The organism is Bradyrhizobium sp. CCBAU 53351, from assembly GCF_015291745.1.
Taxonomy (GTDB): domain Bacteria; phylum Pseudomonadota; class Alphaproteobacteria; order Rhizobiales; family Xanthobacteraceae; genus Bradyrhizobium.
The window spans coordinates 6,526,317-6,540,594 of sequence record NZ_CP030059.1 but is presented as its reverse complement, the minus strand read 5'-3'; the positions used below and the strand labels follow the sequence as shown (position 1 = coordinate 6,540,594).

Genomic DNA, 14,278 nt, shown 5'->3' with positions numbered 1-14,278 from the left:
ATGGCGAGTTTCTTCATCGACAGGCCGATCTTCGCCTGGGTGGTCGCGCTGTTCATCTGCTTGATCGGCGCGATCGCCGTGCCGCTGCTGCCGGTCGCGCAATATCCGATCATCGCGCCGCCCTCGATCTCGATCTCGACCAGCTATCCCGGCGCCTCGCCGGAAAACCTCTACAACAGCGTCACGCGGCTGATCGAGGAGGAGCTCAACGGCGCCTCCGGCATTCTCAATTTCGAATCGACCAGCGACTCGCTCGGCCAGGTCGAGATCATTGCCAACTTCCAGCCGGGCACCAATACCAACGACGCCTCGGTCGAGGTCCAGAACCGCATCAAGCGCGTCGAGGCACGCCTGCCGCGCGCGGTGATGCAGCAGGGCATCCTGGTCGAGGAGGCGTCCAGCGCGGTGCTGCAGATCATCACGCTCAGCTCGACCGATGGCAGCCTGGACGAGGTCGGTCTCGGCGACTTCATGATCCGCAACGTGCTGGGCGAGATCCGCCGCATTCCCGGCGTCGGCCGCGCTACGCTCTACTCGACCGAGCGCTCGCTTCGCGTCTGGGTCGATCCGGCCAAGCTCGTCGGCTACGGGCTCACCGCCGACGACGTCAACAAGGCCATCGCCGCGCAGAACGCGCAGGTCGCCTCGGGCAGCATCGGTGCCGAGCCGTCGACGTCGAGCCAGCGCACATCCGCGCTGGTGCTGGTCAAGGGCCAGCTCTCTTCGCCGGACGAGTTCGGCTCCATCATCCTGCGCGCCAATGCCGACGGTTCCACCGTGCGCCTGCGCGACGTTGCGCGCATCGAGGTCGGCGGTCTCAGCTACCAGTTCAACACGCGACTGAACGGCAAGCCGACCGCCGGTCTTTCCGTGCTGATGTCGCCGACCGGCAACGCGCTGGCGACCGCGAGCGCGGTCGAAGAGAAGATGAAGGAGCTGTCACGCTTCTTCCCGGCCAATATCACCTACCAGATCCCTTACAACATCACGCCCGTGGTCGAGGCCTCGATCGAGAAAGTGCTGTCGACGCTGGTCGAAGCCGTGGTGCTTGTGTTCGTGGTGATGTTCCTGTTCCTGCAGAACATCCGCTACACCATCATTCCGACCATCGTGGTGCCCGTGGCGCTGCTGGGCGCCTGCACCACGCTGCTGCTGGCCGGCTATTCCATCAACATGCTCTCGATGTTCGGCATGGTGCTCGCGGTCGGCATCCTCGTTGACGACGCCATCGTCGTGGTCGAGAACGTCGAGCGCATCATGGCCGAGGAGGGCCTGCCGCCGAAGGATGCGACGCGAAAGGCGATGTCGCAGATCTCGGGCGCCATCATCGGCATCACGCTGGTGCTGATGGCGGTGTTCGTGCCGATGGCGTTCTTCCCGGGCTCGGTCGGCATCATCTATCGTCAATTCTCGGTCACCATGGTCGCCGCGATCGGCTTCTCCGCCTTTCTTGCGCTGTCGCTGACGCCGGCGCTGTGCGCGACCTTGCTCAAGCCCGTCGCAGCCGGCCACGGCCATGCCAAGCGCGGCGTGTTCGGCTGGTTCAACCGCGTGCTCGAAGGCGGCAAGGAAGGTTATTCCCGCACCGTCGGCTTCTCGCTGAAGCGCACCGGCCGCCTGATGTTGGTCTATGCCGCGCTTCTGGTTGGATTGTCCTGGGCTTTCGTCAACTTGCCCGGCGGCTTCCTGCCGATCGACGATCAGGGCTTCGTCACCACCGACGTCCAGACGCCATCGGATTCGTCCTACGCCCGCACCGAGGCCGTGATCGAGAAGGTCGAAAAATATCTTGCAGCACGGCCGGGCGTCGAGGATGTCACCTTCCTCACCGGCTTCAGCTTCTCAGGTCAGGGCATGAATACGGCGCAAGCCTTCATCACTCTGAAGGACTGGTCGGAGCGCGGGCCGAAGGATTCCGCCGCAGCGATCGTCAACGACATCAACCGCGATCTGTCGTCGATCAAAGACGCGAAGATCGCGGCGCTGCAGCCGCCGCCGATCGACAATCTCGGCAACTCCTCGGGCTTCTCGTTCCGCCTCCAGGACCGCGGCCAGAAGGGCTATCAGCAATTGATGCGCGCCGCCGACCAGTTGATCGCGGAGGCCAATGCGAGCCCGGTGCTGCAGAAAGTCTATGTAGAGGGCCTGCCCGAGGCGGGCGTCGTCAATCTCGTGATCGACCGCGAGAAGGCCGGCGCCTTCGGCGTCACCTTCGAGGACATCAACAACACGATCTCGACCAATCTCGGCTCGAACTACATCAACGACTTCCCGAACCGCGGCCGCATGCAGCGCGTCGTGGTGCAGGCCGACGCCCGCGACCGCATGCGGACCGAGGACATTCTTAATTACAACGTCAAGAACAGCCGCGGCCAGCTCGTGCCGTTCTCGTCTTTCGCCACGGTGGAATGGGCGCGCGGGCCGACGCAGATCGCCGGCTTCAACTATTATCCGGCGGTGCGCATCTCCGGCGAAGCCAGGCCCGGCTTCACCTCGGGCGATGCGATTGCCGAGATGGAGCGGCTTGCGGGAAGACTGCCGCGCGGCTTCGGCTATGAATGGACCGGGCAGTCGCTCCAGGAAAAGCTGTCGGGCTCGCAAGCGCCGTTCCTGCTCGCGCTCTCGGTGTTCGTGGTGTTCCTGTGTCTGGCCGCGCTCTATGAAAGCTGGACCATTCCGCTCGCGGTGCTGCTCACCGTCCCGCTCGGCATCGTCGGCGCGGTGACCGCGGCGATGCTGCGCGGCCTGCCCAATGACGTCTATTTCACCGTCGGCCTGATCACCATCATCGGCCTCGCGGCCAAGGACGCGATCCTGATCATCGAATTCGCGAAAGACCTGCGGAAAGAGGGCAAGCCCCTGGTGGAAGCCACCATCGAAGCCTGCCGCCTGCGCTTCCGCCCCATTTTGATGACGGGCCTTGCCTTCATCTGCGGCGTGCTGCCGATGGCCATCGCCCACGGCGCCGGCGGCGCCAGCCAGCAGGCGCTCGGCAGCATCGTGATGGGCGGCATGATCGCGGTGGTGATCCTGGCGCTGCTGATGGTGCCGGTGTTCTTCGTCTCGGTGCAGCGCGTGCTGGCGGGGGACAGGGAGAAGGCGGCGGCGAAGGATGGTGAGGCGTACGGGCCGCCGGCGCCGGCAAGAACCGGCCACTGAACGCCGGATCGGTCCTAACCGCCGGAGTTGGATGCGCCGTCGCTTGATGTCGACGGGCGTCCGGCTTGCTTTCGCGCGAGCGTCGACCGAGACTGCATCCCTGGATTGATGGGATGTGCGTTGGCGCTGGACCTGCGAACGCACCAGACCTGCCGACTGAAAGCATGCGATGCGTCCGACCGACATTACGATCTCGAACTATCGCTCCATCCGGCGGCTCTCCATCCCGATCCATCCCCTGTCCGTCTTTGTAGGCGAGAACGGTGTCGGCAAGTCCAACCTCTACAAGTCCTTGTCGCTGTTGCGCGATGCGGCAGCCGGGCGGATCACGCGGACGATCGCCGACGAAGGCGGGTTGAATTCGGTCTGCTGGTCCGGCGTCCGCAAACGCGGCGAGGATGGGAGATTACGGTTGTCGGTCAAGTTCGACCGTCTCAAATACTCCATTGAAGTCGGATATCCGGCCCCGCTCGAGGCGGCGTTTTCCGGTGAGCCGATGATCAAGTCCGAAAGCATCGAGGGGGTGCAGGGCAAACGAACGGTTCTGCTGATGGAGCGAAAGAATTCGCTCGTCCGCGTCCGCAGCGAGAGCGGCGCATGGAGCAGCCACAGGGATGCAGTGCTGCCGTCGGAGCCGGCGCTTGCGGGCTTTTTCGACGGCAAGGAATGCCCTGAGATCGACCTGCTCAGAAACGCGATGCTGGGCTGGCGCTTCTATCACGACTTTCGTACCGATCCGGCGTCGCCGGTTCGAAAGCCCTGTCTTGCGATCACGACGCCCTCGCTCAGTGCCGACGGAAGCGATCTCGCTGCGGCCCTGTCGACGCTCTACACCATCAGAGGAGATGCCACCGACCTGCAGGATGCGATCCAGGACGCATTCCCGGGCGCCGAGCTCCGCGCATGGGAACAGGGCGGCGTGTGCGAATTCGATCTGCAGCTGGAGGATATGCCGCGGCCGTTCAGGGCTCACGAATTATCCGACGGGACACTGAAATACATTTGCCTGCTCGCGGTGTTCATGGGCTATCGGCTTCCGCCCTTCATCGCGCTGAACGAACCCGAGACCAGCCTGCATCCGTCGCTGCTGGCGCCATTGGCCCGGCTGATCGCCAAGGCATCAAGTCGCGCCGACATCTGGATCGTCACCCATTCGGAGCAGCTGATGGAGGCCCTGCGAAGCGAGAGCTCCGTCCCGCTTCGCCGCGTCATCAAGTCGAAAGGCGCCACCGCGATCGAGGGGCTGACCCTCGGCGGGGAATATCGAGACGATGAGGCCGACGATGACGAGTCTTAGCCGATGAGATCGAGCAGTCGTGCGGCTACGCCGGCTTCCGCAAGATTCTCACCAGCTCCCCGTGCACGTACTCGTTCCCGCACACCACGTCCCCGGTCACCAGCGCATCGCCGGGCGTGCTGATGTCGCTCACCGTGCCGCCTGCTTCGCGCACCATCAGCATACCGGCGGCGATGTCCCAGGATTGCAAATTGCGCTCCCAATAGCCGTCGAGGCGGCCGGCGGCAACGAAGGCGAGATCGAGCGAGGCGGCGCCGAAGCGGCGGAGGCCCGCGACGCGGTCCTGGATCGCGGTCATCTCGCGGCGGAATTCCTCGTGGTCGCCGCGGCCGATATGGGGCAGGCCGCAGGCCACCACGCATTCGTTGAGCTGGCGGCGTCCGGCGACGCGCAGGCGCTGGTCGTTGAGGAAGGCGCCCTTGCCGCGCTCGGCGATGTAGAGCTCGTCATTGGCAGGGTTGTAGATCACGCCGGCGATGATCGTGCCCTCGCGCACGAGGCCGATCGAGATCGCGAATTGCGGGATGCCGTGCAGGAAGTTGGTGGTGCCGTCGAGCGGATCGACGATCCAGGTATGGCTCTTGTCGCTGCCTTCCCGCATGCCGCCTTCCTCGCCGATGAAGCCGTAGCCGGGGCGGGCCTTGGCGAGGTCCTGGTAGAGGATCTCCTCGGCGCGCTTGTCGGCGAGCGAGACGAAATTCGCCGGTCCCTTCAGCGAGACCTGGAGATGTTCGATCTCGCCGAGATCGCGCTTGAGGCTGCGGCCGGCGCGGCGCGCGGCCTTGACCATGACGTTGATAGTTGCGGAATACAGCATGAGCTCTGGTCTTGATCGGGGGAAATGGCGCGAAATCGCGCGTGTTTGGAGGATTGGGTGCCCTGCGAGGGGCTGAAGGTCAAGTCATTTGCTCCCAAGCCATTTTTTGGCGGCGGCCTCCGCCTTGGCCCGCTCCTCGGGCGGAAGGTCGGAGAATTGCTTGTCGAGCTCCGGGTCGCCCTTGCCGGCGGTCTTGGCCACCAGGTGCCATTTGAAGCCCTCGACCTTGTCCATGGGCGTGCCGACGCCGTTGATCAGCACCCAGGCCAGCCGGTTCTGCGCGATCGCGCTGCCCTGGCGGGAGGCCTTGCGGAGCAGGGCGACGGCAGCCGGCTGGTTCTTCGGCGTGCCGGTGCCGTTGAACATGGCGATGGCATATTCCACCTCGGCGTCGACATTGTCGGCGAGCGAGGCGGCCTGCAGCAGCCGCACCGCGCGTTCCGGATCCTTCGGCACGCCCGTGCCTTCCTTGTAGAAGGTCGCGAGCGCGTATTGCGCCTCGGGCAGGCCGGCATCGGCGGCCTGGCGCAGCAGCTCGGCTGAACGCCTGACGTCCTGCGGCAGGGTCTGGCCGTCCAGATAGAGCAGCGCGAGGTTATAGGCCGCCTTGGGCTCGCCGAGCTTGGCGGCGGACGCCATCAGCTTGACCGCCTCGTTCTTGTCGACCGAGCCGCCGCGGCCTGAAATGCGCAGCATGGCGAGCGCGAACATCGCCTCGCGGTCGCCGGCGTCCGCGGCGCGCTTGTACCATTCAGCCGCCTTGGCGTAGTCGCGGCGAATGCCCATGGCGTTGGAATAGAGCTCGCCGAGCATGGTCATCGCCTTGGGGTCGCCGCCTTGCGCGCGGGCGGTGGCGAGGTCGAACGCGGTTTTGTACTGGCCGCGCTGATAGGCGCCGTACACCAGATCGGCGCTGGAATTGTCGGTCGGCGGCGCCGGGATCACGGTCGGGGTCGGCGTCGGCTTGGAAGAGGGGGCGGGCTTGGGCGAGGCCGAAGGTTTCGGCGCCGGCGCAGCCTCCTTCTTCTTGGCGGGCGGGGCCGGCTTGGGCTTCTGCTTCTCCGCGGGCGGACTGGGGATTGTCGCCGGCGGGGTGATCTGAAGCTGCGCGGCCGCCGGTACCGTGAGCAGCAGCGTCGCCAGCATGGTGATGCAGGGGAGTTTCATGTCGGGCGCTAGCCGTGCTCGCTGCCCGCAGGATCTGGGCTGGCTATCGCCGTCGCGTGCGCCTTCTTGATCGCGGCGTCGACCTCGATCAGCGCCGCCTTGGGCCCGCGCGGATCGGACCAGATGAAGTCGCCGACCAGCACGAAATCGGCGCCGCTGAGCGCGAAGTCGTGGGCCTCTTCCAGCGACAGCGCAAAGCCGACGCAGGGCGGCTCGAACAGCTCGGCCCACCAGTTCAGCCGTTCCGCGATCGCTTCCGCCGACGGACGCTGTCCCTTCGCATCGGGCTCGCCGAACAGCACGTAATCTGCGCCGATCTCGCCCGCCTCCATGGAATGGTGCCGCGTCGTCAGCCCGCCGACACCGGCGATGCGATCGGGCTTGAGCGATGGCAGCGCCTCTTTCAGTGCGGCGATGCCGGGCAGGTGCGCACCGTCGGCGCCGCCGCGCGCGACCAGCTCGGCATGGCCCTCGACCAGCAGCGCGGCCCCCGCCTTCTGCACCGGCGGTGCGAAGGCCTTGACGCGCGAGATCATGGTACGCTGGTCGGTCTCCTCCAGCCGCAGCAGCACGGCCGCGACGTCGGCGGCGGCAAGCAGGGCCGGCAGCTCGCCGAGAAGCGCAGCGGGATCATCGACGACGGGCGTCGCAAGATAAAGGCGAGGCGCCGGGCGCGGCGGAGGCGGTTTGTTCGACAAGATCTAGGCTGCCTTCTGTTCCAGGCTACTTTGCCATTCGCCCTTGGAGGCGAGGCCGTTCATCCGCGCGCGATGGCTGAAGGCGCGCTGTCCGGCCGCGACGTTCTCAGGCCTCCCGGACCAGGCCTTCTGCGGCGCCGCCTGCAGCGCGCGGCCGTAGGAGAAGGTCAGGCCCCAGGGCAGCGGGCCGAGCTTGTGCATGGCGTTGAGATGAGCGGTCGCCTCTTCGTCCGACTGGCCGCCGGAGAGGAAGGCGATGCCGGGCACGGCCGCGGGCACGCAGGCCTTGAGCAGGCGGACGGTTTTCTCCGCGACCTCCTCGACGGGCGCCTGCTTCGCGCATTTCTTGCCTGAGATCGCCATGTTGGGCTTCAGCACCATGCCTTCGAGCGCGACGCGCTGCACGCGCAATTCCTGGAACGTCTTGTTCAGCACGCGGCTCGTCACCTCATAGCAGCGGTCGATGTCGTGGTCGCCGTCCATCAGCACCTCCGGCTCCACGATCGGCACGATCTGCGCGGCCTGGCACAGTGCGGCATAGCGCGCCAGCGCGTGGGCGTTGACGCTGATCGCGGTCATCGAGGGAATACCGCTGCCGATGTCGATCACCGCGCGCCATTTGGCGAAGCGCGCGCCGCGTTCGTAATATTTCTTTAAGCGTTCGGCGAGCCTGTCGAGCCCGACGGTGACTGTTTCGCCCGGGCACATCGGCAAGGCCTGCGTGCCTTCGTCGACCTTGATGCCGGGAATGGCGCCGCTCTGCTCGATCAGCTTCACCAGCGGCGTGCCGTCCTTCGCGTCCTGCCAGATCGTCTCGTCATAGAGGATCACGCCCGAGATGTACTGGCTCATGGCGTCCTTGGAGCGGAACAGCATCTCGCGATAGTCGCGGCGGTTCTCTTCCGTGGACTCCACGCCGATTGCGTCAAAGCGTTTCTTGATGGTGCCGGAGGATTCGTCGGCGGCGAGGATGCCCTTGCCCGGCGCGACCATGGCGGTCGCCACCTTGTTGAGCTCAGTCAGATTCATCGAGAGGTCCTCCCAAAACGACTCTGCCCTTGCCCGTGAAAATAGACCGTTCTCGGGCAATTGCCGAGCTATCGTTCGTCGCAGGGTAAAGGGGGGAGGCCGGTCATTCCGGGGCGCGCCCCTAGGCGCGAGCCCGGAATCCATTGATTCGCGTCGACGGTGGCACCATGGATTCCGGGCTCGCGCTGCGCGCGCCCCGGAATGACGGTGCCTGCCCTTACGCCGCTTACGCCACCTTCGGATCCAGCTCGCCCTTGGCGTAGCGCTTGGCCATCTCGGCGGTGGTCAGGACACGCTTGATCTTGGAGGCCTGGCCTGCCGTGTTGAACTCCTGCAGGCGCTGCTTGCACAGCTTGGTCATGGCTTCCATGGCCGGCTTCAAGTACTTGCGCGGATCGAACTCTTCCGGGCTGTCCTTCAGCACCTTGCGGATCTGGCCGGTCATCGCCATGCGGTTGTCGGTGTCGATGTTGATCTTGCGCACGCCGTTCTTGATGCCGCGCTGGATCTCGGCCACCGGCACGCCCCAGGTCGGCTTCATCTTGCCGCCATTGGCGTTGATGATCTCCTGCAGATCCTGCGGCACCGACGAGGAGCCGTGCATGACGAGATGCGTGTTCGGCAGCTTGCGGTGGATCTCCTCGATCACGTTCATGGCGAGGATGTCGCCGTCGGGCTTGCGGGTGAACTTGTAGGCGCCGTGGGACGTCCCCATCGCGATCGCGAGCGCGTCGACCTTGGTCTCCTGGACGAACTTCACGGCCTCGTCCGGATTGGTCAGCAGCTGGTCGTGGCTGAGCTTGCCTTCTGCGCCGTGGCCGTCTTCCTTGTCGCCCATGCCGGTTTCGAGCGAGCCGAGCACGCCGAGCTCGCCTTCCACCGAGATGCCGCCGAGATGGGCCATGTCGGTCACGGTCTTGGTGACGCCGACATTGTAGGCCCAGTCGCCGGGGGTCTTGCCGTCGGCCTTCAGCGAGCCGTCCATCATGACGGAGGTGAAGCCGGCCTGGATCGCGGTCATGCAGGTCGCGGCCTCGTTGCCGTGGTCGAGATGCACGCAGACCGGGATGTGCGGATAGATTTCGGTGACCGCGTCCATCATGTGCTTGAGCATGATGTCGTTGGCGTAGGAGCGCGCACCGCGCGAGGCCTGGATGATGACGGGCGCGTCGACCTGGTTGGCCGCGTCCATGATCGCCAGCGCCTGCTCCATATTGTTGATGTTGAAGGCCGGTACGCCGTAATCGTTCTCCGCCGCGTGGTCGAGCAGTTGACGTAACGTGATCCGAGCCATCTGTCTTGTTCTCCCGTTGGGGCCTTGCAAGGCCGCGATGTTTGCCGACTTGAATTTACTTGACGCGCAGCACCTCGACGCCGGGCAACGGCTTGCCTTCCATCCACTCGAGGAACGCGCCACCGGCGGTCGAGACATAGGTGAAGTCACCGGCCACATGGGCCTGGTTGAGCGCCGCGACGGTGTCGCCGCCGCCCGCGATCGAGATCAGCTTCTTGGCCTTGGTGCGCTCGGCAGCGTGCTTGGCGGCCGCGACCGTGCCGCGATCGAAGGGCTGCATCTCGAATGCGCCGAGCGGTCCGTTCCAGACCAGCGTCGCCGCGTCGTCGATCGCGGCGTGGACGCGGGCGATCGACTGCGGGCCGACGTCGAGGATCATGCCGTCGGCCGGAATCGCGTCGAGCCCATAGGCATGCGAGGGCGCGTTGGCGGCGAAGTGATAGGCAACCGTGGCGTCGACCGGCAGAATGATGGCGCAGTTGGCGGCTTCCGCCTTCTCCATGATGCGCAGCGCGGTGGCGCTGAGATCCTTCTCGGCCAGCGACTTGCCGACCGCAACGCCCTGGGCGTGCAGGAAGGTGTTGGCCATGCCGCCGCCGATCACCAGCGCATCGACCTTGCTCACGAGATTTTCCAGGAGGTCGATCTTGGTCGAGACCTTTGCGCCGCCGATGATGGCGATGACGGGCTTGGTGGGCGAGCCCAGCGCCTTCTCCAGCGCATCGAGCTCGGCCTGCATGGTGCGCCCGGCATAGGCCGGCAGCTTGTGGCCGAGGCCTTCGGTCGTGGCGTGGGCGCGGTGCGCGGCCGAGAAGGCGTCGTTGACCCAGATGTCGCCGAGCTTTGCCAGTTCCGCGACGAAAGCCGGATCGTTCTTTTCCTCTTCCTTGTGGAAGCGGGTGTTTTCGAGACAGAGAATGTCGCCGTCCTTCAAGCCTGCGACCGCCTTGGCCGCGGGCTCGCCGATGCAATCCTCGGCGAAGGCGACGGGCTTCTTCACGACCTTCGCAAGCGCTTCAGCCACGGGCTTGAGCGAGTCCTTGGCGTCGCGTCCCTTCGGCCGGCCGAAATGCGCGAGCAGGATGACCTTGCCGCCCTTGTCCGAGATCTCGGTGATGGTCGGCGCGACGCGGTCGAGCCGGGTGGTGTCGCTGACGCGGCCATTGTCCATGGGCACGTTGAGATCGACGCGCAGCAACACGCGCTTGCCCTTCAATTCGACGTCGTCGAGGGTGCGGAATTTGTTGGTCATCTCTCTTGTCCCGGGCGCTGCGCAGCGCGAAGCGATGCGCTGCAGAACCGGGACCCACATCACAGCGAGTCCCGCAATTGAATGGGTCCCGGTTCTGCGGAGCAGCGCTTAGGCGCTGCACCGCGCCCGGGACACGAGACCTGGTTCAGATCACCTTCGCGATCGCAGCGGCGGTGTCCGCCATGCGGTTCGAGAAGCCCCACTCGTTGTCGTACCAGGACATCACGCGCACCAGCGTGCCGTTCTGCACCTTGGTCTGGTCCTCGTGGAAGGTCGAGGAGTGCGGGTCGTGGTTGAAGTCGATCGAGACGTTCGGCGCGGTGGTGTAGCCGAGGATGCCCTTGAGCTGCTGCTCGCTGGCGCGCTTCATCGCCGCGTTGATCTCCTTGGCGTCGGTGGCGCGCTTGGCGACGATCTTGAGGTCGACCACCGAGACGTTCGGGGTCGGCACGCGGATCGCGACGCCGTCGAGCTTGCCCTTCAGTTCGGGCAGCACGAGGCCGATCGCCTTCGCAGCACCCGTCGAGGTCGGGATCATCGACATCGCCGCCGCGCGGCCGCGGTAGAGATCCTTGTGCATCGTGTCGAGCGTCGGCTGGTCGCCGGTATAGGCGTGGATCGTGGTCATGAAGCCGGTCTCGATGCCGACGAGGTCGTTCAGCACCTTGGCGACCGGCGCCAGGCAGTTGGTGGTGCAGCTTCCGTTGGAGATGACCAGATGATCCTTGGTCAGCGTCTCATGGTTGACGCCGTAGACGATGGTGGCGTCGGCGCCGTCGGCGGGCGCGGAGACCAGCACGCGCTTGGCGCCGGCGGTCAGATGCGCGGAGGCCTTGTCCTTCGAGGTGAAGATGCCGGTGCATTCCATCGCGATGTCGACGCCGAGATCCTTCCAGGGCAGCTTCGAGGGATCGCGCTCGGCGGTCACCTTGATCTTGCCGCCGCCGAGATTGATCGAGTCGCCATCGACGGTGACGGTGCCGGGGAAGCGGCCATGGACGCTGTCGAAACGGAGCAGATGAGCGTTGGTCTCGACCGGGCCGAGGTCGTTGATGCCGACGACCTCGATGTCCTTGCGGCCGGACTCGGCGATAGCCCGCAGGATGTTGCGGCCGATGCGGCCAAAACCGTTAATTCCAACGCGGACTGCCATGTTTCGTCTCCTTCAATGACCGTTGTCATCCCGCACAACGCGCTATGCGCGCCTGCGAGGGTTTTTTAGGGGCGGGCGCCCGGTTCGGCCGGGCGGTGCTTGATCATATGGGAGATTACGTAGTCCTTTTTTACGGCAAGCTCAACTCTCAGGAAACGCGCTTCAGCACAGCGTTAACCGCAGCCTCGGCGGTAATACCGAAGTGCTTGTAAAGCTCTTTGGCCGGGCCGCTTTCGCCGAAGGAATGCATGCCGACGAATTCGCCATCCTGGCCGATCACGGCATCCCAGCCCCAGCGTACGGCAGCTTCAATCGCGACCTTCACTGGCGCATTTCCGATGATGGCGGCGCGCTTGGCCTCTGGTTGCGCTAACAACAGCTCGAGCGACGGAACGGAAACAACGCGCGAGGCGATGCCGCGTTCCGCGAGCTGCTTCTGGGCGGCGACCGCGATCTCGACCTCGGAGCCGGAGGCGAACAGCGTCGCCTTGGCTTCGCCCTCGGCTGCGACCAGCTCGTAGGCGCCGGCCGCGCAGGGGTTGTCGTTCGGTGCGGTGGTGCGCAGCTGCGGCAGGTTCTGCCGCGTCAGCGCCAGCACGGTCGGACCGTCCACGCGATTGAGCGCGAGCTCCCAGCACTCGGCGACCTCCATGGCATCGCACGGCCGGAACACGCGCATGTTCGGAATGGCGCGCAACGCGGCGAGATGCTCGACCGGCTGATGGGTCGGACCGTCTTCGCCGAGCCCGATCGAGTCATGGGTCATGACGTACACGACGCCGGAGCCCATCAGAGCGGCAAGGCGCATCGCGGGACGTGCGTAGTCGGTGAACACCAGGAAGGTCGCGCCGTTCGGTGCGAAGCCGCCGTGCAGGAAAATGCCGTTCATCGCGGCGGCCATGCCGTGCTCGCGGATGCCGTAATGGATGAAGCGGCCCTTCGGCGTCTTGGCGGAGAAGGCGGTCGCCGACTTCGCCTTGTTGTTGTTGGAGCCGGTGAGGTCGGCCGAGCCCGCCAAAAATTCCATGGGCATCGCGCCGGCGATCACCTCGATCACCGCTTCCGAGGACTTGCGGGTCGCCGCTGTCATCGGCTTTTCCAGCAGCTCCTTCTTGTAGGCGCGCACCGCCTTTGCGAGCGAAGCGGGACGCTCGTGGCGCAGGCGACGCTCGAACTCGGCGCGCTTGCGGCTGCCGAGCTCGCCGAGCCGTGCTTCCCATTCCTGGCGCGCCGCCGCGCCGCGGCTGCCGGCTGCGCGCCACGCCTTCAGCACGTCCTCGGCGACCGCGAACGGCTCGAGCGAGATGCCGAGATTTTCCTTGGCGGCCTTGAGCTCGTCGGCGCCGAGGGCCTCGCCATGCACCTTCGAGGTGCCGGCCTTGTGCGGCGCGCCGAAGCCGATGGTGGTGCGGCAGGCGATCAGCGTCGGCTTGTTGGATTTCTTCGCGCGCGTGATCGCATCGGCAATCGCCGCCTGGTCATGGCCGTCGATCTTCTCGGCCGCCCAGCCGGCCGACTTGAAGCGCTTCACCTGGTCGACGGAATCGGCGATCGAGGTCGGGCCGTCGATCGAGATGCCGTTGTCGTCGTAGAGCACGATCAGCTTGTTGAGCTTCCAGTGGCCGGCCATCGCGATCGCTTCCTGCGACACGCCTTCCATCAGGTCGCCGTCGGAGGCGAGCACATAGGTGTGGTGATCGACGATCTTCTTGCCGAACTCGGCGGCGAGCATCTTCTCGGCGAGCGCCATGCCGACCGCGGTCGAGATGCCCTGGCCGAGCGGACCGGTGGTGGTCTCGATGCCCTTGGTGCGGAAATTCTCGGGATGCCCGGGGGTGAGCGAGTCGACCTGGCGGAACTGCTTGATCTGGTCCAGCGTCATCTCGGAATTGCCGGTCAAGTACAGCAGCGAATAAAGCAGCATCGAACCGTGGCCGGCCGAGAGGACGAAGCGGTCGCGGTCCGGCCAGGCGGGCGCGGCGGCGTCGAATTTCAGGAACTGCGTGAACAGCACGGTGGCGATGTCGGCGGCACCCATCGGCAGGCCGGGATGACCCGACTTCGCCTTCTCGACGGCGTCCATCGAAAGCCCGCGGATCGCGTTGGCCATACGGGAGTGATCGACCTGCGTCATGTCTGAAATCCGTCTGAAATGAGGCGCTTGGAGGCGATGTACGCCCGCGCGGGAGGAGCCTGGCGGCCACTGAAGGTCGGGGCTGGGATAGCACCTCGGTTCCGGGAGTCCAAGGCAGTCAAACGCGGATTTGGCCGCAAAAGTTGCCTCTGTGGAGATCGCTTTTCCGTCAGGTACCTGGGAGGGAGGAACTGACGGATCGGGACGGCCTCCGTCCCGATTGATCGGTGCATAGTTTCGCGGCGGCGTTGCGCTGGGCTAGCTTGCTTTGTAAATTT

Annotated in this window: 10 protein-coding genes; 2 read left to right on the top strand and 8 right to left on the bottom strand. The window is 65.5% G+C overall.

What is annotated here, in order from left to right:
• Both XH83_RS31085 and XH83_RS31080 read left to right on the top strand, forming a co-directional pair.
• A complete protein-coding gene (locus XH83_RS31085; protein WP_194404408.1) occupies nt 1-3,159 on the top strand; it encodes a multidrug efflux RND transporter permease subunit in 3,159 nt (1,052 codons plus the stop codon).
• Between the two features lie 169 nt (nt 3,160-3,328).
• Nucleotides 3,329-4,456 carry an AAA family ATPase gene (locus XH83_RS31080; protein ID WP_194404407.1) on the top strand — a complete coding sequence of 376 codons (1,128 nt, stop codon included), beginning with the start codon at nt 3,329-3,331 and terminating at the stop codon, nt 4,454-4,456.
• Nucleotides 4,457-4,481: 25 nt separating this feature from the next.
• Here the strand turns inward: XH83_RS31080 and XH83_RS31075 are convergent, their stop codons facing one another.
• From XH83_RS31075 to tkt, 8 genes are all read right to left on the bottom strand, one after another.
• The gene (locus tag XH83_RS31075; protein ID WP_194404406.1) at nt 4,482-5,273 is read right to left on the bottom strand and encodes an inositol monophosphatase family protein; all 792 of its coding nucleotides are present in this window, start codon (nt 5,271-5,273) and stop codon (nt 4,482-4,484) included.
• 84 nt (nt 5,274-5,357) lie between these two features.
• Complete coding sequence (locus tag XH83_RS31070; protein ID WP_194404405.1) at nt 5,358-6,440, bottom strand: tetratricopeptide repeat protein; 1,083 nt, start codon at nt 6,438-6,440, stop codon at nt 5,358-5,360.
• Nucleotides 6,441-6,448: 8 nt separating this feature from the next.
• Nucleotides 6,449-7,138 carry a thiamine phosphate synthase gene (locus XH83_RS31065; protein ID WP_194404404.1) on the bottom strand — a complete coding sequence of 230 codons (690 nt, stop codon included), beginning with the start codon at nt 7,136-7,138 and terminating at the stop codon, nt 6,449-6,451.
• Nucleotides 7,139-7,141: 3 nt separating this feature from the next.
• Nucleotides 7,142-8,167, bottom strand: coding sequence for a class I fructose-bisphosphate aldolase (locus XH83_RS31060; protein WP_194404403.1), 1,026 nt, complete (start codon nt 8,165-8,167; stop codon nt 7,142-7,144).
• Between the two features lie 226 nt (nt 8,168-8,393).
• Nucleotides 8,394-9,461 (bottom strand): class II fructose-bisphosphate aldolase, encoded by a 1,068-nt coding sequence (gene fba / locus XH83_RS31055; protein WP_194404402.1) that lies wholly within the window; start codon nt 9,459-9,461, stop codon nt 8,394-8,396.
• 55 nt (nt 9,462-9,516) lie between these two features.
• Nucleotides 9,517-10,713: a phosphoglycerate kinase gene (gene pgk / locus XH83_RS31050; RefSeq protein WP_194404401.1), complete on the bottom strand. Its 1,197-nt coding sequence runs from the start codon at nt 10,711-10,713 to the stop codon at nt 9,517-9,519.
• A gap of 145 nt (nt 10,714-10,858) precedes the next feature.
• Nucleotides 10,859-11,866 carry a type I glyceraldehyde-3-phosphate dehydrogenase gene (gap, locus tag XH83_RS31045; protein WP_194404400.1) on the bottom strand — a complete coding sequence of 336 codons (1,008 nt, stop codon included), beginning with the start codon at nt 11,864-11,866 and terminating at the stop codon, nt 10,859-10,861.
• Between the two features lie 148 nt (nt 11,867-12,014).
• The gene (tkt, locus tag XH83_RS31040; protein WP_194404399.1) at nt 12,015-14,000 is read right to left on the bottom strand and encodes a transketolase; all 1,986 of its coding nucleotides are present in this window, start codon (nt 13,998-14,000) and stop codon (nt 12,015-12,017) included.
• Between the last annotated feature and the right edge of the window lie 278 nt (nt 14,001-14,278).